Here is a 24034-nt window from a genome sequence, read left to right on the forward strand (position 1 = left end):
CCTACAGAGTCGGGCTAACGCCGGGCGGCCGGCTCCTCCGAGGCTTCGAGGGCTTGCCAGCCTCCCTTGCGGAAAACCGGCGTGCCCAGCAGAAGCACGACGACGGTAAGTAAGACAGCGCCGAGCATGACCACCGACATGGACGTGGCGTTGCCGCCGAGCAGGCCTACCACCGGGCTCACGATTCCGGCCACCCCGGACTGAAGGGCGCCGATGACGGCGGCCGCCGTGCCGGCCATGTGGCCGTACGAGTTGAGCGCGAGAACTGAGGCGTTCGCCGGGATCATCCCCTGGGTTCCAAGAACCAGCCACAGGCACGCGATCAAACCGACCACGCCACCGAATCCAGTGGCCGCAACCACAACCAGGATGACCGCGAAGACCAGCTGGGCGACGGCGGCAGTGCGCAGAAGCCGGGCAGGGGCGACCTTCCGGACGAGCGCTGCGTTCACCTGTGCTGACAGCACCAGCGCCAGGCCGTTCAAAGCGAAAATCAGGGCGAACTCCGCCTGGCTCAGCCCGTACTGGTCCTGGAACACGAAGGGGGATCCCACTACGTAGCTCATGATCACGCCGAGGCCGAGTCCGGGAATGACGGCAAGGGACATGAAGCGGACGTTCCTGAGCAGGTGCCAGTACCCGCCGGCGACGTGCCGGAGGTGGGCCGGTCGTCGTCGTTCCTCGGGAAGCGTCTCGGGCATGAACCGCCACACGATCACGACGAGTACGGCGCCGATCAGGGCCAGGGCGTAGAAAACTGCACGCCACTCCCACAAGCCCGCGACCGCCTGACCGATGGTGGGCGCGAACAGCGGGGCCACACCGATCACGAGCATGAGGCGGGAAAGTAGGCGGGCGGCATCGGAGCCAACGAACCTGTCGCGGATGACCGCTATGGCGACGACGGCAGCTGCCGCGTTGAAGAACCCCTGCAGAACGCGCAGGACGATGAGCGTGCCGATGTCGGGCGCAACCGAGCAGAGCAGCGAGATGACCACGTGCAGCATGATGCCGACGATGAGCGGGAGCCTTCGTCCGAACCGGTCGGAGAGCGGCCCGATCACCAGCTGGCCTACGCCGCCGCCGAGGAGCATCCCGGAGAGGGTGAACTGGACGGCCGCCTGGCTGGCCCTGAGGTCCTCGGCTACAGCAGGAAGCGAGGGCAGGTACATGTCGGTGGTGACGGCCGGGAGCGCGGCCAATGCCCCCAGCATCAGGATGTACTTGATGCCGGGAATATAACGGGGAGGGTGGGCCTGGGACGCAGGCGGTTGAGTCACCCGGTTAACTGTAGGCCGATTTGTGGCCCCGTGGTGGATTGTTGAAACGTTACGGCAGGCTCAACACCGGGTGCGGATAGGGTGGAGGAGTGACTGTACGGGGGACTGTCCTGGAGGCTGAGCGCCTTCTTGTCGGGTACGCGGGAGCGCCTGTCTGCGGCGAAATTACCGTGTCTGTCGCTGCCGGGGAGGTGCTCGGCGTCGTTGGTTTCAACGGTGCGGGCAAGTCGACGGCGGCCCGCACACTGGCGGGGCGTCAAGTGCCCATCCCGGGTGACGTGAAGGTGCATGGACTACTGGCCGACCCGGACGCCGTTCCCTTCCGCCGGGAGGTGTCCGCCGTCTTTGATGAGGATCTCTTCTTTCCGTCCCTGACTGTGCGCGAACACCTGTTGCTGGTGGCCCGTGGCCATTCGCTGCCCGAGCCGGAAGCCTCTGTGGAGGAGGAGCTGACCTTCTTTGGTCTCCACGCCCGCGCCGACGTCGTACCCGAGTCACTCTCCTCAGGACAGCGCCGGCGCACCCTCCTCGCCGCCGGACTGATGCGTCCCGCGTCGCTGCTCATCCTCGACGAACCGGAACAGCGGCTGGACCCAGTGATGCGTGAAGCGCTCGGCCGTCGAATCCGCACCATGGCCGACAACGGCACAGCCGTGGTCCTCGTAACGCACGACCCGCAGCTGCTCAGGGACACAGCCTCGTCCTGCCTGGTCATCGACGACGAGGTGACACTCGGAGCACCCGATGCGGGGGCGGCCATCATCGCTGGCTCCCGATGACCGCTCTTGCCGAACCGCACCCGGCGGTCGACCGGGCTGAAGAAATTGTCCGCTTCACCCGGTGGTCCGCCCGCCGTTACACCGCGCCCGCACCTCGCTGCCCGACCTGTTCGCCGACGTCTACGTCAGCGTGCATGCGTTGGGCTGCGCGGCCGCCCTTGCGGTTTCCTTCGTTCTGGCCCTGCGGGGTGAGTTCGCGAAACGTGCCACGTCCGACGGCGGCCTCATCACCGACCCGGTGTTTGTCCTGCCCAGGCAGGCGCTTGAGATGATGTTGACGTTCACTGCGCTCGCCGCCGTCGTCGTGCTGTCCCGACGGCTGGGACCGCTTGCCCTCGGGGGACCGGAGAGCGCGTGGTGGCTCTCCCTGCCGCTGGACCGCCGGCCCATGGTGTGGGGGCCGTACCTGCGCAGGACCGCTCTGTCGGGCGCCGGCGCAGCCGCGGTGTACGCGCCGTTCAGCATCCTCACCGCGCTTGAACGCAGCCCGCTGACGCACGCGTATGCCGCTGCCACGTTCGGGGCGGCTGTCGCAGCGGTGCTCGGCATCGCCGGGCTGCTTCAGGAAACTCCCGGTGCGGTCGGACTGAAAGTGGCGGCCGGCGTCGTTGTGGCAGGCGGTGCGGCGGGTGCTGCTCTCGTGCCATCGATATGGACTGCGGGCGCCGCCGTGGTGCTGGCTGTTCTTCTGGTGGCCCTGGTTTCGCCGCGGGCCGGTCTTGTGCCCGGCTCGGAGCTGGCACGTGCGGGCGCGGTGTCCGGGCACGTGGGAGCCTCGTTCTACTTCATGGATACCAACGAGTTGCTGCGTGCTGTACGAGCGGAGAACCGGGCAGCTCATCGCCGCGGCTCCCGGTTTTTCGCCCGACCCTCCCGACGGCCGTTCGCGGCGCTGCTGCGCGCTGACATCGTCGCGTTCGTGCGCTTGCACCCGCTACCGACGACGGCGGTGCTTTGGCTGGTCGCCTGTGCTGCGGTGATGATGGTGGACGGCGGGCTGCCGCTGTTCGCGCAGCTGGCGGTTCTGGGAGTCGCGGGATGCGCTGCATCCTCCGGCTTCGGGGCAGTGGCGCGGAGGGCGGCGCTGGTGCCGGAACTTGATGGGCTGGTTCCCGCGAGCGCCGCTTTGGTTCGAACCAGCCGGGCGTTCATGCCCGCCGTCGTCATGACGTTGTGGATGATCCTGCTCGGTGCCGTGCTGGTGGTCCTTGGCGCGGCGGGACCGATGCTCATCCTGCTGACAGGACTCGCCGGGATCGGGATGGGCGCGGGAACGGTGCGAGGCGCCACGAGGCCTTCGACCGACTGGTCTGCGCCACCGGTTGAGACTCCGTTCGGTCCGGTTCCCCGAGCGCAACTGGCGTCGCTCATGCGCGGAGTTGACGTGACGGTATTGAGCCTGATGCCGGTCCTGCTCACCCTCTACCTCGGAGCCGTGGCGCTGCCGGTGCTACTGGTGCAGGGCGTGATCAGCGTCGTCGTATTTCTTGTGGTGGCGATGACGAACCCGCATGACAAAGCTAGCGCTTGAGGTCCCGGCTCAGGTCGCGCCTGCGCATCCGCTCCCCGAGGAAGAACATGGTGAGTCCCTCCGCCAGGAGGAACGCTCCGACGGCGACGAGGAGCCAGTCGAGTCCGGTGCCCGTGCCGTTGATGAGGTCGCGCACCGGCAGCACGAACAGGAAGAAGCCGGCGAGCAGCGATGTGCCACCCGTGAGCAGAAGCTTGGTATAGGTCATGACGTTCCCCTTGATGAATACCCCATTCAAACAGTCCCACCGACAACGGTGGAAGCGCGGACGCTCGGAAGCGAAGCCTAGACCGGGTCCGCAGCCCCCGCGAACTGGCTCATGTACAAGCGGTAATACGCACCCTGCGCTTCCAGGAGCTGCGCGTGGTTGCCCTGCTCCACGATCCGGCCCTCCTCCATCACCAGGATGATGTCCGCATCACGGATGGTGGACAGGCGGTGGGCAATGACGAAGCTGGTCCGGTCGGTCCGCAGCGCCGCCATGGCATGCTGCACCAGCAACTCCGTCCGGGTGTCGACCGAGCTGGTGGCCTCATCCAGGATCAGCAGTGACGGGTTGGCGAGGAAGGCACGGGCGATCGTGATCAGCTGCTTCTCGCCTGCACTGACGTTGTTCCCTTCTTCATCGATGACGGTTTCATAGCCGTCAGGCAGCGCGCGCACGAACCGGTCCACGTAAGTTGCCTTCGCCGCTTCCATCACCTGTTCCTTGGTGGCGTCCAGGTTGCCGTAGCGGATGTTCTCGTAGATCGAGCCCCCGAACAGCCAGGCGTCCTGCAGCACCATGCCGACCTTGGAGCGCAGCTCGGCGCGGCTGATGTGCGTGATGTCCACGCCGTCCACGGTGATGCGCCCTGAATTAAGCTCGTAGAAGCGCATGACGAGGTTAACCAGCGTTGTCTTGCCCGCACCGGTCGGGCCTACGATCGCCACCGTCTCACCCGGACTTGCCTCGAAGGACAGGTCCTCGATGAGCGGCTTGTCGGGGGAGTAGCTGAAGCTGACCCGCTCGAACTCGACATGGCCTGTGGTCCGCTCGGGCAGGGATTCGGTCGCCGTGTCCGGATCCTGTTCATCGGCGTCGAGCAGTTCGAAGACGCGTTCCGCGGACGCCACGCCGGACTGCAGCATGTTGGCCATGCCCGCCATCTGGCTCAGCGGTTGATTGAACTCACGGGAATACTGGATGAAGGCGGTGGCCTCGCCGAGGGTCATTGAACCGGACGCCACGCGCAACCCGCCCACCACCGCGATGCCGACGTAGGACAGGTAGGAGATGAACTGCATGACCGGCATGATCATGCCGGAGACAAACTGTGCGCCGAAGGACGCCTTGTAGAGGTCGTCGTTCTTCTGGTCGAAGATCTCCAGCGATTCCTTCTCCCGGCCGAACACCCGCACCAGGTCGTGGCCGCTGAAGGACTCTTCGATATGCCCATTGAGCTGCCCGGTGTGCTTCCACTGTTCCGCGAAAAGCTTCTGGCTGCGCACACCGATCATCCCGGCGCCGAGGGCCGACAGGGGCAGCGCAACCAGGGCGATGAGCGCAAGCTGCCAGGAGACCACGAACATCATGACCGTGATGCCGATCAGGCTCAGCGCCGACATGATGAGCTGCGCGAACGCCTGCTGCAGGGCCTGCTGGACGTTGTCGACGTCGTTGGTCACTCGGGAGAGCAGGTCGCCTCGCTGCCGGGTGTCGAAGTAGTTCAGGGGGAGGCGGTTCAGCTTCGCCTCCACGTCGCGGCGGAGGTTGTAGACCACCCGCATGACCACTTTGTTCAGCAGGTAGCCCTGGAGCCACATGAACAGGGAGGCGACAAGGTACATGCCGAGCACGATGTAGATCAGGCGCCCCAGCAAGCCGAAGTCGATACCCACACCCGGGGTCACTTCCATGCCGGTCAGCATGTCCGCGAACTGGTCCTGCCCCTCAGCACGCAGCCCCTCGATGACCTGCTCCTGGCTCACGCCGCTGGGCAGGTTGCTGCTGATGACACCGCTGAAGATGACATCCATGGCGCTTCCCAGCACCCGAGGCGCAATGACATTGAGTACGACGGCGATGACCACCATCGCGAGTACCACCACGATGGCTGCCTTCTCCGGGGCCAGCAGGCCAAAGAGTCGCTTGGCGGAGGGCCAGAAGTGCTTGGCCTTCTTGGCCGGGACGCCGCCGAACATGTCGCCGTCAGCTTCAGAGGGACGGAATTCCTCATCGAGCACCTGCGATTCAGCATCCGCCGCCGCACCCGGAGTAGGGGCGACCACCGGGTCGATGGTCCGGTCTGCGTCGGAACGGAGGTCTTTGTCGGTGCTCATGCCACTTCCTCCGCGGTAGTCTGCGATTCCACGATCTCCTGATAGGTCGGAGAAATCTCGAGCAACTCCTCGTGCGTACCGCGGGCGACGATTTCACCGTGTTCCATGACCAGGATCTGGTCGGCCTCGGTGATGGTGGTGACGCGCTGGGCAACGATGATGACTGTGGCGTCGTTGGTTTTCGGCTTCAACGCCGCACGCAGCCGCGAATCAGTGGTGACGTCGAGTGCCGAGAACGAGTCATCGAAGAGGTACACCTTGGGCTTTGCCACGAGGGCCCTCGCGATGCAGAGCCGTTGGCGTTGACCGCCGGACACGTTCGTTCCTCCCTGTGACACCCGCGCCTCGAGCCCGTGTTCTTTTGCCTGTACGAAATCTGCCGCCTGGGCGACCGTAAGGGCGTCCCAGAGGTCGTCGTCGTGCGCGTTCGGGTTGCCGAACCGCAGGTTGTGCGCGATGGTGCCCGAGAACAGGTAGGGGCGCTGGGGTACCAGCGCCACGCGCTCGGTAATGTCCCTGCGGGCCATATCGGTGACGGGGATTCCGTCCAGCAGGACCTGGCCGCCGCCGACGTCAAAGAGCCTCGGCAGCATACTGATGAGCGTGCTCTTTCCTGCGCCGGTGCTCCCGACGATTGCCGTGGTCTGGCCAGGGCGGGCCGTGAAGCTGATGTTGTTCAGGACGGGCGCCTCGGCCCCCGGGTAGGCGAAGGTGACGTTACGGAACTCGACCACGCCGGCCTTGCTGGCCGGCTGCAGCGGCTGGTCCGACTCGTGAATCGCCGGTTCGGTGTCCAGCACCTCGCCGATGCGCTCGGCACAGACGGATGCGCGGGGGATCATCATCGCCATGAACGTCCCCATCATGACTGCCACCAGGATCTGCAGGAGGTACTGCAGGAAGGCGGTCAGGGCGCCCACCTCCATTTCACCTGCGTCTACCCGCAGGCCGCCGAACCACAGCACGGCCGCTGTGGCGAGGTGCAGGATCATGCCGATGGCCGGGAACATGAGGACGAACAGTGACCCCACCGCGAGCGAAACATCCGTGAGCTCCCGGTTGGCCTTGCCGAAGCGCTTGGCTTCGTAGGGCTCGCGCACGAAGGCGCGGACCACGCGGATGCCGGTGATTTGCTCACGCAGCACCCCGTTGATGTTGTCGATCTTGACCTGCATGGTTCGGAACAGCGGCATAAGCCGCCAGACCAGGAACCCGACGACGACGAACAACGCCGGCACTGACACCCACACCAGCCAGGACAGCTCGAGGTCCTCACGCAGGGCCATGAAGATGCCGCCGATGCACATGATGGGGGCAGCGACCATGAAGTTCAGACCCATCAGCACGAGCATCTGCACCTGTTGGACATCATTGGTACCGCGGGTAATCAGGCTCGGGGCGCCGAAGGAACTGACTTCCTGGGCAGAGAAACCGGACACCCGGTGGAAGACGCTCTTGCGCACGTCCCGGCCCAACGCCATAGCGGCCTTCGACCCAAAGTAGACGGCGGCAATGGCAGCAGCAACCTGAATGAGGCTCACCCCGAGCATCACCATGCCCGTGTCCCAGATGTATCCGGTGTCGCCGCGGGCCACGCCCTCGTCGATGATCTGCGCGTTCAGGCTGGGCAGGTAGAGGGCAGCGATGGTCGACACCAGTTGCAGTGCAACCACTGCCAGGACTAGTGGCGCATAGGGCCGCAGGTAATGGCGGACCAATTTGATCAGCATGGAGCCGGTTCCTCGAATAGTGGGCTGACTGGCGGACGGCCTCTTGTGCTGAGGGGGGTGGCAGCCATGTCAAAGGCGCTAAACCACAAGAACCGCACTTCAGGTTAGTCCTGCGCCCCCGTCGGGACATCACCCGAAAGGAGGATCTGCGCGCTCAGCGTCGCTGGTTAGCTCCGAGGGAGACAGGGTTCACGAGCACACCGACTTCCTCCCGCATCCACCAGAGACCGGTCGCCCTCTTTTCCTCGCGCGTGGAGAAGCGGTACCGGAACATGCGAGCCCGGATATAGCGGGGGCGCTCGCCGTTGAACGGGTCGTGGCGGAGAAGCTTCAGGATCTTCGGGTCCGCTTCGAGGAGCTTCACGAGCAGCGGAGTGAACCAACCGCCGTCGGACCCCAAGGCCAGGAACCACATGAGCCAGTCCAGACGGAGGTGGTACGGGGCATACTGGCGGGGCATCCGGCCAGGGTCACCGGGCTTGCCCTTGAACTCGTACTCTTCCCAGCGGGAGCCGGGTGCGCCGTCGTCGCGCGTTCCTTCAATGATCACCTCGTTCCGGACCTTCGTGACGCTGCCAAAGGCTCCGTAGGCGTTCACCAGATGGAAGCGGTTGAAGCTGGCGTTCATCAGCTGCCGCTTGGCGAACAGGTTGCGCAGCGGCGGCCAGCTCAGCCAGGCGATGAAAACGGTCATCAGCACGACGACGGCTGCAAACCAGACCGGCGTCGTGCTGTATGCGGGCGCGATAGCGAGGCCGAAGGCTTCGTAGAACGAATCCGGCACCGCGCCGAAGGCGAGGACGATCGTGATCCAGTTGAGCCACGCGAAGTTCCCCGAGACCACGAGCCACGCCTGGGTCACGATGATGATCACGGCCGCCCACCCGGCGACCGGCTGCGGCGCGAAGAGGAAGAACGGCACCACCAGCTGGGTGAAGTGGTTACCGGCGACCTCCATGCGGTGCAGCGGCTTCGGCAGGAGGTGGAAGAAGCGGCTGGCGGCGTTGGGCATGGGCTGGGTTTCATGGTGGTAGTAGAGGGCGGTGAGATCACGCCAGGATCGGTCGCCGCGTATCTTGATCATGCCGGCGCCGAACTCCAGCCGGAACACCAGCCACCGGATGACCAGCAGCACCAGGAACGGCGGGGCCACCTCGTTGGATCCGAGGAACGCCACGAGGAACCCGGCTTCGAGCAGCAGGCTCTCCCAACCGAACCCGTAGAAGACCTGGCCGATGTTGACGACCGAAAGGTAGAGCCCCCACAGGATGAGGAACGCGAGCATCGGCAGCCATGGGGGTCCGGCCTGCGGGATTCCGAGCACAAGCAAAGCCGCGATCGCGACGCCGACCCAGCACACCGTCAACAGGAGCCGGTCGGAGTAACGCCAGCGGAAGAGCGTGGGCCCGGCACGCTTCCCTGCCCGCTCGATGAACCGTGGCGCGGGCAGCAGCCCGTTCTCGCCGAGCAGCGCCGGGAACTGGTTGATGGCCGAGATGAAGGCGATGAGGTAGATGGCGGCGACCCCGCGCTGAAGTATCTGCCGCCCCACTTCGTATCCTTCGGCGTCGAGCACGCCGCTCAACCACTCCATGCTCCAACGAAACTCCCGTACAGGAGGGGGCGTCAAGGGGCACCGGCGGCTACTATTTCGGTACTCAAGCGGAAAGCCGCTGCCAACCTGGGGGCCCACATCATGCGATCAACTCTTGTTTCATCCTGCGTGCTCGGAGCAGCGTTGCTCCTTACCGGCTGCAGCGGTGGTGGCGAAGAACCCGAGGTGGGGCCGGCCAGCGCCACCGCCCCGGCGGATGCAAGCGTGAGCGCCGAGCCGTCGGCGGAAAGCACCGCCTCGGCCACTGCGCCGGCTTCTTCCGCTCCGGCTTCTGATCCAGCAGTGGCGCAGGTCAGTAAAGCGGAACTTGAGGCACGCATCACGGCCCTGACCGATTCACTCGGTAATCCGCTGCAGCTTGTGTCAGCAGAACAGGCGGCTGCGGGACTTGAGATCGTGCAGTCGGCGATGGAAGGCGCAGACGTGCAGCCTGCGGAATGCAAGGACCACGCCACGGGAAACATGGCCGGAGCAGGGGACCTTGCAGCGGAAGCCGTGAGCGGGGTGGGCGCGGCCGATGAGTCGGGTGGCTATCTGGCTGTCGTACTCTTCGACGGGTCGACGGAACAAGCTGTCCAGGACGCGTTCGAGGTCAGCCGCGAAGCGCTGCAGGATTGTGCCGTGGTGACTGCGACCATTCAGGGCAACACCATCACGTCGACCACAGAGGAGCTCCCACTGGATCCCATCGGCGAGGAGTCTTTTGCGGTCCGGATGACGCAAGAGGTCGGGTCGGAGCAGGTCTTCCACACCCTCTCAGTCACCGCCCGCGGCAATGGAGTAGTGGCGAACGTGCAGGCGATGAGCCCCAGCGAGCTGGATGCCGCCGCACAGGATAAGTTGGCTGACCTCGCGGCGCAGCTGCTCGAGCCGGCCGTCCTCTAGGCGTCCCTAGCGCGGCGCCCTCGCCGAATGCGGTGCAATGGTGATCGAGGTGACCTCCCTCAGCGTCGGAGCACCGTGGTTTCCTTCGCTGACGACGCCGGTGTCCCACCGCAGCTTCAGCCCCTCCTCGGCTACCTCCAGGCTTGCGAGGTTGTTGTCGAACCACGGGCTCTTCAGGGTGGACCAGTGGAACGGAGGGCGCGGCACGAAGCGAGCCAGTACACCTCCGAGCGGGCCTGCCACCCGGGTCGACAGCAGTGCCGCCACCCAGCGCAATGCGGGCCGCAAGGGGTTGCGGATCGGAGAGCAGACGGCCTGCAGCACCCGCGACTGCATCGGGTGGTCCACTTCCTCGATGTAGGAGAAGTGAACGTCACCGGACAGGAATGTCACCGTCTCGGGGGCCGCGCCACGGCTGCCTTCGGCGACCTCCGTTGTCATCTCCGCGACAGCCCGGAAACTCTCGGGGAATGCCGCCCAGTGCTCAAGGTCGATTGATTGCCGGATCCATTCGCCGAGGGTGGCGAGACGTTCGCCCCACCGCCCGTCGGCCAGCACGGCGTTCCAGTCCTCGATGTGGTGAAGACCCCGCGGAAGCAGGAACGGCAGCGAGGTGGCCACGAGCAGGTGCCGCCGGTCGCCCTGCATCCGCTCATCAAGCCACTGCAATTCCTTGGGGTCGAGCATGGACCGTTTGCCCGGTTCAAGGACGCGTGCCGCGCGCGAGTCGAGGACGATCAGCCGCGTATCACCGAAGTCGCGGCAGAAACTCCAGCGATAGCGTTCCGGATCCCGATCCGCTTCCTCCACGACGGCCTCGACCATCGGCCCCAGCTCAAGTTCGCCCGGACCCTGATGCTGCTGGATGGTTTGCCACACCTCATCGGCAGCACGTTCATCCGGCGAGAGGTTGCCCAGGTGCTGGTAGACCCAGTAGGACGCCAGCCCGGAGACGATCCGGTCGCGCCACCACGGGAGGGTTGCGACCTTCTTCTTCCAAAGCAGCGACGAGTTCCAGTCGTCCCGGATGTCATGGTCATCGAAGATCATGGCGCTCGGAAGAGTTGAAAGCAGCCACCGAATCGCCGGGTTCGACCAGGCGAGCCGGTAGATCTGGGTGTACTCCTCATAGTTGCGAAGCTCGGCGTCGAGCTTGGTGTTGATGCCGCGGTCCTCACGGATGAGTTCGCGCATTTCATAGCTCGGGATGTCCGCATACACCTGGTCGCCCAGGAACGCGATGAGATCAGGCCGCACTTCTTCTTCCCGCACAGCAAGGTCCAGGGCGAAGGCGAGCAGGGAGTCCACCCCGTGGGTCTTGTGGGCAGCGAGGTCGTTCGCTTCGCTTGTCCGGCAGGAGCCATACGACAGGCGGAACGGACGATCCGGGTCCAGGGTGCGGATCGTCGGCGGCGGAAAGGGCGATCCCTCCTCAGGCCAGACTCGATGCCCGTCGATCTCCACCGTATAGGGTGAGCTCGATCCCGGGTCCAGGCGGTCCACTTCGACCAGGGCGTAATGGTGCCCGTTTACGGCGAAGGTTCCCGCCTCCCACGAGTTCCCGGCAGCGTTGACTCGAACGCACGCAGTGGAGCGCGTTTCGACCCATACGCTCGCGGTTGTTTCGTCGACGTAACGGAGCATCGGGCCGAGTATCAACGGAGAGTCCATCCCTCCTTTCTACCCGTGCGGACGCGCCTCCGCTATCGGCACCGTCGGCTCAGCCGACGTAGTCCTCCCACAGGCGGTCGACGTCGTCGTGCTCGGTTGCCGCTCCGCGCAGCAGGAGCCTTCCCGTCGATTCCAGGTGATGGCGCATGGCGTCGGCTGCGGCGGCGGGGTCGCCATGCTCGACGGCGGTGAGAATCGGCAGGTGCTCAGCGTAGACATCATCGAGGGAGCGCGCTGTGCGGATGGTGGACATGCCCACCAGGCGGGTAGCGTCGCGCAGGTTGTCGATGATGCGGATGGCGTGGGTGTTGCCGGCGAGATTGAGCAGGACGGAGTGGAGCCGTTGGTCGTGGAGGAGGAAGTCGCCTTCGTTGCCGGTATCTACAGCCTGCTGCATGGACTCGCGTTCCGCTTCGAGGGCTGCGCGGTCGGCAGGGCCGGCACGCCTGGCGGCCCGCGCAGCGGCCGGTACTTCGAGTGCGAGCCGCACGGCCATGATCTCGGCGAGCTCACGTGCGCCGGGCAGCACCACCCGGAAGCCGCGGTTCTTCTCGATGCTCACCATTCCGGTCTCGGCCAGTCGCAGCAATGCCTCGCGCACCGGGCTGCGGGACACCCCAAGCCGGTCCGCCAACTGGTACACCGAGTACAGCTCACCTGGCACGAATGAACCATTCCGGATGCCGTCCCGGACCGCTTCAATGGTGCGCTCGGTGAGCGACGGCGGTCTCGGCGTCTGAACAGATGGCATGCGTCCAGAGTAGTCGCGTGAGAAAAGTACCCAGAGCAGCACGGCGTAGTAACATGTTACCCATGGCGACGACGCTCTCAGCTCCCCGGTCCCTGGTTTCGGAACTCCAATCGCGTGGAGTGGGCGATGCCCGGGCGGACGCGACGTCGCGCGCGGTCTACTCCAGCGATGCTTCGTTGTACCGGATCCAGCCGGCCGCAGTCGTCTTTCCGCGCCATCTCGACGAAGTGTTCGCCACACTCGAGGTGTGCCGCGAGCGGGGGATCCCGTTTACCTCACGTGGAGCCGGGACATCCCTCGCGGGAAACGCGATCGGCCGTGGCGTGGTCATCGACTTCAGCCGTCACCTCAATCGGGTCCTGAAGTTCGACGCCGAGAGCGGTACCGCGGTCTTGGAACCGGGTGCCATTCACGCCACGCTGCAGAAAGTCGCGCTCGCCAACGGGCTGCGCTTCGGACCTGACCCGTCGACGCACACGCGCTGCACCGTAGGCGGGATGATCGGTAACAACGCGTGCGGATCACGCGCCCTCGCTTACGGCCGGACGGCCGACAACGTGACCCACCTCGACGTGCTGACCGGCTCCGGAACGCGGCTGAAGCTGGGAGCAGGGGAGACGCCGTCGTCGTCGGAGACCGATGCCCTCCGCTCATTGGTGAGCGCGAACCTGGGGACCATCCGCACCGAACTGGGGCGGTTCGGGCGGCAGGTGTCCGGGTATTCGCTCGAGCACCTCCTGCCGGAGCGGGGGTTTGACCTGCGGAGGATGCTCGTGGGCAGCGAGGGGACCCTCGCCGTCGTGCTCGAAGCCGGCGTGCGGCTGGTGAAGGACGCGCCCCATAAAACCATGGTGGTGCTGGGATTCCGGAACATCGGGGACGCCGGTGACGCCGTGACTGCGGTCCTTCCGTTCAAACCCACGGCGTGTGAGGGGCTCGATTCGCGCATCGTCGAGGTGGTGCGCACACGCAAGGGTCCGCGGGCGGTGCCTGAACTGCCCGGTGGGGCGGCCTGGCTGTTCGTCGAGATCTCGGGTGACGATGCCCTGGAGGTGGCGGACAGGGCGGCTGCGGTGAGCCGCATCGAAGCAGCCCGACACGCCCGCATCATCACCGACCCGCTTCAGGCCGCGGCGTTGTGGCGCATCCGCGAGGACGGCGGAGGACTTGCGGGCCGGTCACCTGCCGGAGCACCTGCGCACGCCGGGTGGGAGGACGCGGCTGTCCCGCCGGAACGGTTAGGCGACTACCTGCGTGAATTCGACGAACTCCTGCTGACGCATAACCTCACAGGCTTCCCCTTCGGTCACTTCGGCGACGGCTGCGTGCACGTGCGCCTGGACTTCCCCTTCCAGCGCGACGACGGCGCCGCCGCCTTCCGCGCGTTCCTCACCGATGCGGCCCGGCTGGTCGCATCCTATGGTGGGTCCCTCTCGGGCGAACACGGCGACGGACGGGCGCGCAGCGAACTCCTGCGGTACATGTATACGCCGGACGCGTTGTCGCTGTTTGGCAAGGTGAAAGGCATCTTCGACCCGGACAACATCCTCAACCCGGGGGTCCTGATTGATCCCGAGCCGCTGGACGCCAACCTCCGGGTCGCGGAAGCCGGCCCCCTGCGTACGGGACTGGCTTTCGGCTACGAGCACGACGACGGCGACTTCAGCCAGGCAGTTCACCGCTGTACCGGCGTGGGACAGTGCCGCGCGGCGCACCGGGACAACCAGACGGTGATGTGCCCGTCCTACGTGGCGACCCTTGAGGAGAAGGACTCCACCCGCGGCCGTGCCCGTGCGCTGCAGGAGATGATCAACGGAAGCGTCACGGGCGGAACCGCCGCCGGTCATAAGCATGGGAAGCCCAACTGGCGTGCACCGGAGGTCCATGATGCACTGGACCTCTGCCTGTCCTGCAAGGGGTGTGCGTCCGATTGCCCCACGGGGATCGACATGGCGTCCTACAAGGCCGAGGTGCTGCACCAGAGCTACAAGGGGCGCATCCGGCCGGCGTCCCATTATTCACTGGGCTGGTTGCCGCGCTGGGCTTCCTTCGCTGCCGTGGCTCCGCGGCTGGTCAACGCGCTGACCGGTCTGCCGGGCCTCGGGAAGCTCGGGCTGCGGCTGGCCGGCGTTGACCAGCGTCGCAACATCCCGGCGTTTGCCCCGCAGACCTTTCACAAGTGGTTCCAGTCACGGTCCACACCCGCGTCCGACGGGCGGCCGCAGGTACTGCTCTGGGCAGACTCCTTCACCAACAACTTCTCACCCGACGTCGGCAAGGCCGCAGCGAGGGTCCTCGAGGATGCGGGGTATGAGGTCCGGATTCCGGAGAAACCTGTGTGCTGCGGCCTCACTTGGATCTCGACCGGGCAACTGGACAGCGCGCGCAAAATCCTGCGGTCCTCAGTAGGCGCCCTGATGGAGTACGCCGAGCAGGGTATCCCCATCGTGGGCCTCGAGCCGTCCTGTACGGGGGTGCTGCGGTCGGACTCGATCGAGCTGTTGGGCCGCGCAGAGGCGGGCCGGGTTGCCGGAGCGACCCACACCCTCGCCGAGCTGCTCGCCAAAACGCCGGGCTACAAGCCGCCGTCGCTGGAGGGAACCACCATCGTGGCCCAGCCGCACTGCCACCATCACGCCGTCATGGGGTGGAGTCCCGATGCCGCGCTGCTCGAAGGAGCGGGTGCCGAGCTTCAGAAGCTCGGAGGCTGTTGTGGGCTCGCCGGCAACTTCGGGGTGGAACGCGGCCACTACGAGGTGTCTGTTGCGGTGGCCGAGCAGCAACTGTTGCCGGCGGTTCGTGCGGCGGCTGATGACGCCGTCGTGCTCGCCGACGGCTACTCCTGCCGTACTCAACTGGAGGACCTCAGCGAGCGGAAGGGAATTCATCTGGCGCAACTGCTGGCAGAGCGCCTGGATACGACGATGTGACCGATATGCCAGCGCCATAGCATCACAACTGGTTTAGTGCCGGGAAAAGGGGGTACGAGATATCCATGACGATCAATCTCGTGCTGACGCTGTTTGCCGGTGCGGTACTCGTGCTTTCTGCTTTCTCCACGCTGATGCAACGGGTGAGCTTGCCGGGGCCAGTGCTTGCCCTGTTGTTCGGGGCGCTGATCGGCCCCTATTGTCTCGGTGTCATGACAATCGAGGATTTCGGTGTTCCCACAGGGACGCTGCTCGAAGAAGCAGCCCGGATCACCCTAGCGGTCGGATTGACCGGGGTCGCCCTTCGTCTGCCGCACGGATACTGGCGGAAGAACCTGCGCTGGATCGTTGTCATCATCCTGCTGGGAATGATCGGGATGTTGATCGTGGCGACCGGTGTGCTGTGGGCGCTACTGGGAGTCCCATTTGTGCTGGCACTCCTGCTGGGCGCGATCATCACTCCGACAGATCCGGTAGTCACCACGCCGATTGTGACAGGGTCGCTCATGCTGATCCCGCCGAGCAACACGCTCATCGTCTACTCCCTGGCCGCCGGCGGCACGTCGCTGGGCGCCCTGTTTGTCGCGGGGTACATTCCCGGCATTCTCTGGGCAGTCGCGTGCGCCGTCGTCGGGCTGGTCTACGCTCGTCGCCATCCCGAGCTACGGGGCGAGCCCTGGCCCAAGTTCTCGGTTTTCCTCGTGACCTTCGGCCGCGCCGTTCCATCCCTCGGCCTGATCGTCGTGGCGATCGGCGGCATTGTTGCCGGCTTCTTCACCCCGACCGAGGGCTCGGCAGTTGCAGTGATCTACTCCCTGCTTCTCTCGTTCCTCTACCGCACCATCTCGGTCAAGGACCTGCCGCGCGTGTTGTTCGACGCCTGCCGCACCAGTGCGATCGTCATCTTCCTGATCGCGGTCTCGTCGATCATGTCCTACGTGATGACCTATGCCCGGTTGCCGCAGCTGATCGCTGATTCGCTCTTCGGGTGGACTGACTCGAAGGTTATAGTGCTGCTGATCATGATGCTTGTGCTGCTGTTGATCGGTATCCCGCTTGATCCGACGCCGGCAATCCTGATATTCACGCCAATCTTCCTGCCGATCGCTGTTTCCTACGGCATCGACCCCGTGCACTTCGGAATCATCATGGTATTCAACCTCTCGATTGCGGTGATCTCGCCCCCGTCAGCGCCCGTGCTGTTTGTCGGTACCCAGGTGGCGAAGGTCAAGCTCGAACCGGTTATCGTCAAACTGGTGCCGTTCCTGATCGTGCTCGTTGTGCTGCTGTTCATTATCGTCTTCGTCCCCCAGCTTTCCCTGTGGCTACCGGGCCTCATGGGACTGCTCTAACCGACCGGAAGGAATTCCATGACCGCCGTCTACGGGCCGACATCCCCCGAGCAGATTCCCGGAGCCACCCAGCAGCAGCTGCGTGACCGCTACCTGATTGAAGACCTCTTTGTGCCGGGCAGCGTGCGCATCGTCGTCACGCACTACGACCGCGTGGTGGCTGTTGGCGCCGTGCCAACCGACGCACCTATTGCGCTCGAAGCTGTCCCGGAGATCCGCAGCGAACAGTTTCTTGACCATCGCGAGATCGGCATCGTCAACATCGGCGGGCCGGGCACCGTCCAGGCCGATGGCGAGCGTCACGTGATGACCACAGGGGCGTGCCTGTACCTGGGCCGCGGAGTGAAGGATGTTTTTTTCGAGTCCGACGATGCCGGCACCCCCGCGCGCTTCTACGGCTTCTCTGCACCCGCGCACGCTTCCTACCCGACGGCGTTGGTCGAGCCCGGTCAGGGCACGGTCCGTGAGCTCGGTGATCCGTTGACCTCGAACCGACGGACAATCAACCAGTACATCCACGAGAACGGTGTGCGCAGTTGCCAGGTCGTCATGGGTGTGACGCAACTGCACCCCGGCAGCATGTGGAACACGATGCCGGCACATACCCACGACCGTCGCACTGAGTTCTACGTCTACTTCGATATCCCCGAGGAGGCTCGCGTCGTTCATCTCATGGGCGAGCCGACAGAAACCAGGCACATGCTTGTCGGCGACGGGGGACTGGTGCTCTCGCCGTCCTGGTCGATCCATTCGGGTGTCGGAACATCCAACTACTCGTTCGTGTGGGCGATGGCCGGGGAGAATCAGGCGTTCGACGATATGGATGGCGTCGCGATTGTTGACGTGAGATGATGCGGGCCATGACCGGGGAAGCCAGGGAGCTTGATACAAGCCCGGCGCCGTCCATGGGCGCTAGTGAGAAGACCCTGCGGGTGCTCGAGGCCGCGATCCTCTACGACCGGTTTACGGACATCGTCGAGGAAACCGGGCTGCCCAAGGCGACCGTGCACCGTATCCTCGCAACGCTTGCTGAGCTGCAGTTCGTTAGCGGCGACAGCGATCGTGGGTACCACCCCGGCTCCAGGCTCCTCGGCATTGCCGGTAGGGCTATCTCAAGGCTCGACATCTCCTTCATCGCGGAGCCGATCGTCGACAGGCTCGTTCGCGAAGTCGACTGTACGGTTCACGTCGGCGTCGCGAATGGCTTCGAGATGGTTTACGTCATCCGCAAGGACTCGTCGAAGCCTTATCGGATGGCCTCGCGCGTAGGCCTGTCGATGCCCATGCATTGCTCGGGCATGGGCAAGGCGGTGCTCTCCAGCTGGACGGCTGAGCAGGTGGACCGGTTGGTGGCTGAGGTCGGTCTGCCGGCCCGAACCGGTGACACCATCACCGACCCTGAGAAGTTACACGCGGAACTCGCTAACGTGCGCCAGCGCGGGTATGCACTCGATCTGGGCGAAAACGAGCGCGGTACGGTGTGCGTTTCAGCCCCCATCCGTGACCACCTCGGCCGCGTGACGTATGGTCTGTCGATCTCATCCCTCGAGTTGGAGTATCCGGGCTCCAGCATCGAGCAGTTTGCTCCGCAGGCTGTCGCAGCGGCGAACGAGATCTCCCGGGCACTTGGATCGTCCGTGGAGCGTGCCAGCGCGTAGAGGTTCCTCATCGGGGCGGTGCCTCAGTTGCAGAGGCTCTCCGCGCTGCACGTTTTCCCTGTTCTTCCCCGGATTCACGAGCCGAGCATAGTCAAAGTTTGCCCACCAACACCCGCAAAGTCTCCGCATTTCGCACGGCGTGGCCGGCGCCGTCGTTATTGAAGTACACGTAGACGTCCCGACCGGAACTGTGCCACTCCGAGATACGGTCCGCCCACCAGCGAAGGTCGGCGTCCGAGTACGAGCCCGCGTAAAGATGCCCGTGATCCGGTCCGTGCAGCCGAACGTACACAAAGGGAGCTGTCGCTTTCAGGACGCAGGGGAGCCCTGCTCCGCTCATCACGCAGTACGCGGCCTGGTGACGTTCGAGCATCGCGTACACGGCGTCGTCATCCCAGCTCGGATGACGGAACTCGACCGCTACCCGGATCCACCACGGCAGGTGGGTGAGAAAGTAGTCGAGGCGGGCGTCGTCGCGCTCCATGGATGGCGGGAGTTGAAGGAGGAGGGCGGCGCGGCGGTCACCAAGCTCGTGCCAGCAGCGGGCGATCCGCTCGATCCAGACCTCCGGCTGGTACAGCTTCTTACCGTGCGTCAGTCCGCGTGGTGCCTTGACGGACATCGCAAACCCCGGCGGAAGGCGACGCCGCCACCCGGCGAACGTCGCGTCGCGCGGCCAGCGGTAGAAGCTGGCGTTGAGCTCCACCGTGTTGAACCGGCTCACGTAGTGGTCCAGCCGTCTCGCCGGCGGTGTCCCGTGCGGGTAGCAGACGCCGTTCCAGTGGTCGTAACTCCAGCCGGAGGTTCCGATACGGACTTCGCTCATTGCCCGGTTGACCTAGGGTCCGCTTCACTCACCTTGGTCACACTAGCAACCGGCCGATAGAACGCTCGCGACGTTTGAAGAGCGGGGTTCCGCCGGGTCCCCGACGGGCGTAGAGTCGCCGCATGGCTGGCACACTGGTACGTCCCCGTAACGGCAAACTGATAGCCGGAGTCTGCGCGGCTATCGCAACCGGATTCGGCCTGCCCACGTGGCTTGTCCGGATCGGTTTCATCATCTTCGGACTGGTAGGCATTGGCGAGTTGGTCTACATCATCCTGTGGATCATCCTGCCCAAGTCCAGCGGCTGACCGCCACCGCACGCCGGCTCCGATTCAGGCCGATCGGCTCCTTGCACTTACCGTTGAAGGGATGACTTCGCTTCCGGTACCCAGCGCTCCTGTTCCTACCAGAGGGTGGTTGCGACTCATCCCTGCTCTCCTCCAGGGGGCCGTAATCGGTCTCGTGGAACTCGTTCCCGGAGTCTCCGGCGGCACGATGGCGTTGGTCCTTGGAATCTATGAGCGGCTGATCCGCTCAGCGAACCATGCCGTCCATGGTGTCGCGTCGCTGGTACGTCGCCGCAGCGTCGGGTCAGCCTTGCAGCACCTCAAGCAGGTCGAGTGGGTGCTCGTCCTTCCGCTGGTTGCCGGCATGGTGGTCGCTCTCCTCACCCTTGCCGGACCGCTTCACCACTTCGTTGACACACAACCCGTCCTGGCGCGGGCGCTCTTCTTCGGCATGGTTCTCGCGAGTCTGCTGGTACCGGCGTCGATGGTTCGTCAAGCGACATCGGCAAAGCCAGGTCGCCACGTCCGCAACGTGGCCGTGGTGCTGGCAGTCGCATCGCTTACGTTTCTCTTCCTTGGCATTCCGGCCCTACAGGTCGACGAGCCGCGGTGGTGGATCCTCGTCATCAGTGGAGCGGCAGCGGTTGGGGCGCTCGTACTTCCCGGGCTGTCCGGGTCGTTTGTCCTGCTCACGGTGGGCATGTACGAACCGACTCTGGAAGCCGTCAGCTCCAGGGATCTTGCTTACATCGCGCTCTTTGGCGCCGGCGCATTCCTGGGGCTTGTGACCGTGGTCCGGCTCCTCGCGTACCTCCTGCGCAAACACCAAGTCCCCACGCTCCTGATCGCTGCCGGTCTGATCCTTGGCTCAGTCCGCGCTCTTTGGCCCTGGCAAGATGACACAGCGCTGCTCGCCCCAGAGCCCGGCGCCTGGGCAGGACCTCTGACCGCGGCTGTGGCAGGAGCATCGATGGTCATCCTGATGTGGCTGCTTGGCCGACGGGCGCACAAGCCCGCCTAGTCTGCCAGGACGTTGGCAGGGGTCATCGGCGTCGCAGAAGCCGTGCGTGTTCCTCAGGGGTGATCGCCAGCAACGAGCCGTGGCGTGCACGGGGCGGCAGGACGGCGTCGTGCACGTGCTTCCATTCCCGCAGCTCCGGGTCAGCGGCTTCGAACAGGTGATAGCCGCTCAGCCCGAATTCGTCGATCAGCAGCAACGGTGCGGAACCGTCGGAGGGCAGGACGACGGCGGGACCCTCGCCCTGCCTGATGTCCCCCTTTCCGGCGGCTACTACCCAGGGCTCAAAGTCAGGGTCGAGCAGGCTGCGGCCGCGTTCAACGAACACGAAAGCGTCATCCTCGGGGCTCCCCGCGGGGCGGGAGGTTGCGGAGAAGCGGTAGCACCACTGGCCCACCTGCAGGAAGGTCACGTCGATGACGGACTTGCCGAGGTCCAGGTACAGGACGGGTGCACTGAAGCTGGCGAAGTCGGCCGTTTCGGTGACGAACATGCGCTGGTAATCACTTCCTGCCTCACCGATGCCCGGAAGCGATGACGCGAAGAACACCAGCCAGGCGTCCCGTTCTATGGACCAGAAGGCTTTCGGGGCCCAGGCGTTGCCGGCGTCCTCACGGGCGATGGGGACGAGCCGCGGGCCGGACCACGTCATCAGGTCCTCGGATTCCCACACGAGGATTGACCGGCTGCCGCGGTGCTCGGCTCGGTCCCAGTCGCCGTCCGTCGCAACGCGCAGGTCGGTGGCGAGCACAACGAACTTGTCACGCGTATGGTCGCGGAAGATGAAGGGGTCCCGCGCGCCGCGCTCGCCGACGTCGCTGATCAGGATGGGGTTGCCATCGTTGAGGGGTATCCACGTCCTTGCATCCGGGCCGGAATTTACGGCGAAGCGGACCTGCTCGCCTTCCTTCTCCGTCTCGGGAGTGAAGTAGGCGAAGAGCCAGCGCTGGGAGGCGTCGTCGTCGTTATGGGTTGTGTCCGCGGAAGCAGCATGGGATGGAGTCACGGGAGTCAGTCTTTCAGACGCTGCCGGCTGCGAATCAGCCGGCATCGGCGTAGAGCTCGGAGGCAAGCGCCACCATGGCGGCAGCGCTCTGGGAGGGCGTCACGGAGCCCGGCCACACGATCGAGACCGGGACGGTTCGAATGACCGGTGTCATGGGGTGGACTACAAGCGGGCGGCCTTCGTAGGTCTGATTCGCTGCCGGTTGTTGAATCAGGATTGCGTAGCCCATCCCGCGTCCGACCAGCGACCGTGTGACCTCGTAGTCCGTTGTGCGGAACCGGATATTGGGCTGCAGCCCGGCGCTGGAGAACATCATCATGGTGTTCTCGCGGCTCGGATTCACGTCCAGCAGGATCATCGGTTCATCGGCCACATCGTTCAACCCAAGGGAAGGCCGGGACGCCAACGGGTGATCCGCTGCCAGCACGATGGAGGGCGCAGCCTCGTACAGGCGCTTGCGCTGCAGCCCGGCGGGCAGCCCCAGGTCGTAAGCGACTGCGAGATCCAGCCGGCCTGCGAGGACCCGTTCCTGAATCTCCGACTGTGGTCCGTCGAAGAAATCGAGCTCCACCAGTGGGTAGAGCCGGCTGTACTGGTCGATGAGGCCAGCGAGCACGGTGGGCGCGAGCGTGCGATAGCAGCCGAGTGTAAGGGCGCCCCGCAGTTCGGTCCCAGCGTCGGAGGCGTGTAATTCGAGGTCCGACGCCGCGTTCAGGAGGCCTTTCGACCGGTCGAGAACGTACTTTCCGGCGGAGGTAAGGGTCACTCCATGAGCCTTACGGCGAATGGTCAGCTGTGCGCCGAAGACGCGTTCAAGGTTGTTGATGGCACCGGAAATGGCTGACTGGGACACATGGAGCTTCTCCGCAGCGGAGGTGAGGCTGCCTTGTTCAGCTACGGCGACAAACGCCTCCAGTTGCCGGAGCGTATACCGTGCCATGAACACCTCACCCAAACCGTGGATATAGCCCTGATTCTTGTACTTTACCTGCTGATATGAGTCAGGCCACACTGAATCCATCAGCAATGTCGCTCAGTGCAGGAGATCAGCCATGAATGTCCAGGGGCCATCCGAGACCGCCGCATGTCCCTTCAGCGGGAACCTGCCCACGGACCCTACCGAACGCGCTGCGGTGTTGGCATCCCTTCCCGCCGACCACGTAGGGTCCGGCAGCGTTGCGGAGAACACCGAGGCGCCCATTGACCCGCCTGTCGCCGACTGGGTCACGATCCCCGAACTCCACCGGAACCCATTCCCGATCTACCGGAGGATGCGCGAAGAGGCGCCAGTGCACTGGGTCCCGGCCGTCAACCGTTACATGGTGACGAGTTACGCCGCCTGCCACGCCATCGAACAGGACGCGGACGTTTTCTCTGCCAATGAGACGGGCTCCCTGATGAAGCGCGCCATGGGGCATTCCATGCTCCGCAAGGACGATCCGGAGCACAAGGTGGACCGCGACTCCTACGGCAGCACGCTCCGGCCGGGCACGATCAAGAAGCATTGGGCCGCCATCTTCGAGGAGAACAACCGGAAGTACCTCGACGAGCTCGTCGCCAAGGGGCCGGGAGCGGACTTCGTCTGGGATTACGCAGCACCCTATGCGGCCGAGAACCTCCGACTGATCTGCGGGTTCCACAACTCCACGCAGGAAGATTTGCAGCGCTGGAGCCAGTCGATGATCGACGGAACCGGCAACTACGCCGATGACGCGGACGTGTGGGCGAAGAGCGAGGCCGCCTCAGCCGAGGTGGACGCGGCAATCGATGACATGATCCCGTACCTGCTGAAGAACCCCGATCACTCCCTCCTCTCGGGGCTGGCCTCCTTGCCGATTCCGCTCGAGTCCGTCAGGGCAAACCTGAAGATGACCATCGGCGGTGGGCTGAATGAACCGCGCGATGTCCTCGCGACCACCGTCTGGGCATTGCTCTCCCACCCCGACCAACTCGCGGATGTCGTGGCTGACTCGAAGCTGCACGCTACGGCTTTCGAGGAATCCGTGCGTTGGGTCGCGCCCATCGGCATGTACCCGCGCCAGACAACCTGCGAGACAGTCCTCGAAGGCGTGCGTATCCCCGAAGGCGCTCGGCTCGGTGTGGTGCTCGGCGCCGCCAACCGGGATCCGGCAGTATTCGTGGATCCGGAGTCGTACAACATCCACCGGGCCAAGAAGCCGCACCTCGGTTTCGGCGGCGGTCAGCACTTCTGCGCCGGCACGTGGATTGCACGGGCACAGGTAGCGCAGGTTGCTATGCCCGCCCTCTTCGACAGACTCCCCGGTCTGCGCCTGGACCCCGACAACGCGGCGGTCGACGCCGGTTGGGTGTTCCGTGGCCTGATCAAGATGCCGGTCCTCTGGGACTAGCCCGGCTCACACGGCGTCCCCTTC

The 24034-nt window shown here is 65.0% G+C and carries 20 protein-coding genes; 10 read left to right on the forward strand and 10 right to left on the reverse strand.

The annotated features are described in order from the left end of the window. Positions 1-14: 14 nt before the first annotated feature. Positions 15-1280, reverse strand: a complete 1266-nt coding sequence (locus tag AC5RU3_RS11455; protein WP_309070537.1) for a multidrug effflux MFS transporter — start codon at positions 1278-1280, stop codon at positions 15-17. 89 nt (positions 1281-1369) lie between these two features. Here AC5RU3_RS11455 and AC5RU3_RS11460 point away from each other — a divergent pair, with 89 nt between their 5' ends. Together AC5RU3_RS11460 and AC5RU3_RS11465 are read left to right on the forward strand one after the other, a co-directional pair. Further along, entirely contained in the window at positions 1370-2059 is a 690-nt protein-coding gene (locus AC5RU3_RS11460; RefSeq protein ID WP_493965583.1) for an ABC transporter ATP-binding protein, read from the forward strand. 61 nt (positions 2060-2120) lie between these two features. Beyond that, positions 2121-3590: a DUF6297 family protein gene (locus AC5RU3_RS11465; RefSeq protein WP_493965584.1), complete on the forward strand. Its 1470-nt coding sequence runs from the start codon at positions 2121-2123 to the stop codon at positions 3588-3590. Here the strand turns inward: AC5RU3_RS11465 and AC5RU3_RS11470 are convergent. The 4 genes from AC5RU3_RS11470 to AC5RU3_RS11485 all read right to left on the reverse strand — a co-directional run bounded on the left by AC5RU3_RS11470 (position 3580) and on the right by AC5RU3_RS11485 (position 9236). Then, positions 3580-3798 carry a hypothetical protein gene (locus AC5RU3_RS11470; RefSeq protein WP_493965585.1) on the reverse strand — a complete coding sequence of 73 codons (219 nt, stop codon included), beginning with the start codon at positions 3796-3798 and terminating at the stop codon, positions 3580-3582. The two genes, AC5RU3_RS11465 and AC5RU3_RS11470, sit on opposite strands and share 11 nt — an antisense overlap. A gap of 77 nt (positions 3799-3875) precedes the next feature. Next, positions 3876-5774 carry an ABC transporter ATP-binding protein gene (locus AC5RU3_RS11475; protein WP_493965622.1) on the reverse strand — a complete coding sequence of 633 codons (1899 nt, stop codon included), beginning with the start codon at positions 5772-5774 and terminating at the stop codon, positions 3876-3878. Between the two features lie 134 nt (positions 5775-5908). Further along, positions 5909-7642: an ABC transporter ATP-binding protein gene (locus AC5RU3_RS11480; RefSeq protein WP_309070541.1), complete on the reverse strand. Its 1734-nt coding sequence runs from the start codon at positions 7640-7642 to the stop codon at positions 5909-5911. 154 nt (positions 7643-7796) lie between these two features. After that, positions 7797-9236: a lipase maturation factor family protein gene (locus AC5RU3_RS11485; RefSeq protein ID WP_309070542.1), complete on the reverse strand. Its 1440-nt coding sequence runs from the start codon at positions 9234-9236 to the stop codon at positions 7797-7799. A 102-nt stretch (positions 9237-9338) separates the two neighbouring features. Here AC5RU3_RS11485 and AC5RU3_RS11490 point away from each other — a divergent pair, with 102 nt between their 5' ends. Further along, positions 9339-10142: a hypothetical protein gene (locus AC5RU3_RS11490; protein ID WP_493965586.1), complete on the forward strand. Its 804-nt coding sequence runs from the start codon at positions 9339-9341 to the stop codon at positions 10140-10142. A gap of 6 nt (positions 10143-10148) precedes the next feature. Here the strand turns inward: AC5RU3_RS11490 and AC5RU3_RS11495 are convergent, their stop codons facing one another. Both AC5RU3_RS11495 and AC5RU3_RS11500 read right to left on the reverse strand, forming a co-directional pair. Then, positions 10149-11813, reverse strand: coding sequence for an alkaline phosphatase D family protein (locus AC5RU3_RS11495; RefSeq protein ID WP_493965587.1), 1665 nt, complete (start codon positions 11811-11813; stop codon positions 10149-10151). 49 nt (positions 11814-11862) lie between these two features. After that, the gene (locus AC5RU3_RS11500) at positions 11863-12564 is read right to left on the reverse strand and encodes a GntR family transcriptional regulator (protein ID WP_493965588.1); all 702 of its coding nucleotides are present in this window, start codon (positions 12562-12564) and stop codon (positions 11863-11865) included. Positions 12565-12626: 62 nt separating this feature from the next. Between AC5RU3_RS11500 and AC5RU3_RS11505 the strand changes: the two genes are divergently transcribed. The 4 genes from AC5RU3_RS11505 (at position 12627) to AC5RU3_RS11520 (ending at position 18504) form a co-directional block, all read left to right on the forward strand. After that, on the forward strand, positions 12627-15494 hold the full coding sequence (locus tag AC5RU3_RS11505; RefSeq protein ID WP_493965589.1) for an FAD-binding and (Fe-S)-binding domain-containing protein: 2868 nt from the start codon (positions 12627-12629) through the stop codon (positions 15492-15494). A 65-nt stretch (positions 15495-15559) separates the two neighbouring features. Then, positions 15560-16846 carry a TRAP transporter large permease gene (locus AC5RU3_RS11510; RefSeq protein WP_493965590.1) on the forward strand — a complete coding sequence of 429 codons (1287 nt, stop codon included), beginning with the start codon at positions 15560-15562 and terminating at the stop codon, positions 16844-16846. 18 nt (positions 16847-16864) lie between these two features. Further along, positions 16865-17698 (forward strand): 5-dehydro-4-deoxy-D-glucuronate isomerase, encoded by an 834-nt coding sequence (gene kduI, locus AC5RU3_RS11515; protein WP_458115706.1) that lies wholly within the window; start codon positions 16865-16867, stop codon positions 17696-17698. Positions 17699-17706: 8 nt separating this feature from the next. Continuing rightward, positions 17707-18504, forward strand: a complete 798-nt coding sequence (locus AC5RU3_RS11520; protein WP_493965591.1) for an IclR family transcriptional regulator — start codon at positions 17707-17709, stop codon at positions 18502-18504. Between the two features lie 91 nt (positions 18505-18595). On the opposite strand, the gene AC5RU3_RS11525 is transcribed toward AC5RU3_RS11520, so the two are convergent. Continuing rightward, complete coding sequence (locus AC5RU3_RS11525) at positions 18596-19330, reverse strand: DUF72 domain-containing protein (protein WP_493965592.1); 735 nt, start codon at positions 19328-19330, stop codon at positions 18596-18598. A gap of 122 nt (positions 19331-19452) precedes the next feature. Between AC5RU3_RS11525 and AC5RU3_RS11530 the strand changes: the two genes are divergently transcribed. After that, entirely contained in the window at positions 19453-19638 is a 186-nt protein-coding gene (locus tag AC5RU3_RS11530) for a PspC domain-containing protein (RefSeq protein ID WP_309070852.1), read from the forward strand. Between the two features lie 61 nt (positions 19639-19699). Further along, on the forward strand, positions 19700-20638 hold the full coding sequence (locus AC5RU3_RS11535; RefSeq protein WP_493965593.1) for a DUF368 domain-containing protein: 939 nt from the start codon (positions 19700-19702) through the stop codon (positions 20636-20638). A gap of 22 nt (positions 20639-20660) precedes the next feature. Here the strand turns inward: AC5RU3_RS11535 and AC5RU3_RS11540 are convergent, their stop codons facing one another. Together AC5RU3_RS11540 and AC5RU3_RS11545 are read right to left on the reverse strand one after the other, a co-directional pair. Next, positions 20661-21641, reverse strand: coding sequence for a glycoside hydrolase family 43 protein (locus tag AC5RU3_RS11540; protein ID WP_309070850.1), 981 nt, complete (start codon positions 21639-21641; stop codon positions 20661-20663). Between the two features lie 34 nt (positions 21642-21675). Next, positions 21676-22581, reverse strand: a complete 906-nt coding sequence (locus AC5RU3_RS11545) for a LysR substrate-binding domain-containing protein (RefSeq protein WP_309070849.1) — start codon at positions 22579-22581, stop codon at positions 21676-21678. A gap of 112 nt (positions 22582-22693) precedes the next feature. On the opposite strand from AC5RU3_RS11545, the gene AC5RU3_RS11550 reads away from it, so the two are divergent. Continuing rightward, positions 22694-24010: a cytochrome P450 gene (locus AC5RU3_RS11550; RefSeq protein ID WP_309070848.1), complete on the forward strand. Its 1317-nt coding sequence runs from the start codon at positions 22694-22696 to the stop codon at positions 24008-24010. Positions 24011-24034: the final 24 nt, after the last annotated feature.

Source organism: Arthrobacter sp. MDB1-55, from assembly GCF_059092925.1.